2 protein-coding genes are annotated in these 991 nt (G+C 56.1%); both read left to right on the plus strand.

Translation table 11 applies throughout. From position 1 onward, the window contains the following. The first annotated feature begins 71 nt into the window (after positions 1-71). Positions 72-263, plus strand: coding sequence for a hypothetical protein (locus AX672_RS08410; protein ID WP_066650704.1), 192 nt, complete (start codon positions 72-74; stop codon positions 261-263). Between the two features lie 28 nt (positions 264-291). After that, positions 292-942 carry a type IV secretory system conjugative DNA transfer family protein gene (locus AX672_RS08415; protein ID WP_066650705.1) on the plus strand — a complete coding sequence of 217 codons (651 nt, stop codon included), beginning with the start codon at positions 292-294 and terminating at the stop codon, positions 940-942. The last annotated feature ends 49 nt before the right edge of the window (positions 943-991 follow it).

Consider the following 991-nt stretch of genomic DNA (forward strand, 5'->3'; position numbering starts at 1 on the left):
ACCCTCCTTAAATCACAACCTCAAATCTGTGCCATTGGTGCTGACGGGGGACACTTGCCTATTCCGATGCGATGTCGCGCGATCTTTCCAACCGCATGACGCAGGCAGCGATGGAAGGCGCGCGCATCGATGTGACTGGCTGGGATACCGGCATACCGTCACCTGAATCTGTTCGCGCTGAACTTGCGCGCTATCAGCCGGTGCCGATCCCTCCTCCGCCCGTGCTGAGCGAACAGCCCGTCACGATGGGCGGGAGCAACTGATATGCGTGGCGGTCGATTTGGCACGGGCATGAACACGTTCATGTCCGTGCATCGCCAAACGCTGGAAGCTGATCATACCGCGCGCGCACGGGAACGTGCGCACGCGATGGAAAATGCGATGCGTCATGCTGCTCCATCGCAGGCGCTCGGGAATGGCAGGCTCGCAACTCTTCACGATGTGAAGGCGAGCGGCCTCTTCAACAATGATGGAATTTTTCTTGGCGGCCTTGATGGCCGCCTTTTGTTTTTCGGCGGTGATGGTCCGCTTTTGACCTACGCGCGAACTGGCGCGGGCAAAGGCCGTGATCTCATTTTGCCCAACCTTGGGCATTTGCGGGATTGCTCGCTGATCGTGTGCGATCCGAAAGATGGAGAGAACGCCTTTGTGGCGGCGGCATATCGACGCGATGTGCTCGGACAAAAAGTTGTGTTCCTCAATCCGTTCGAAATCAACGGCGACCAATTTCCGAACACACGGGTCAATCCGTTTAACATTCTGATCGATGTCATTCGCAGCGGACAGCGCATCGATACTGAGGCATCGGAGATTGCTCATATCTTGCTGCCTCGTCAGATGAATCAGGTCGGCGGTGAAGAATGGGTGCGCAATGGCGCAATCCGACTAACCGCCACGGTGCTTGAATATCTCGCGATCTTCGATTCCGAGAATTGTTCTTAGCAGACCCAATTAAGCTGCACAAAACCGCCCCTCTTGGCCATGATTAGAG

This window comes from Sphingomonas sp. CCH10-B3, assembly GCF_001556185.1.
In the GTDB taxonomy this organism is placed as follows: Bacteria; Pseudomonadota; Alphaproteobacteria; order Sphingomonadales; family Sphingomonadaceae; genus Sphingomonas; species Sphingomonas aquatica.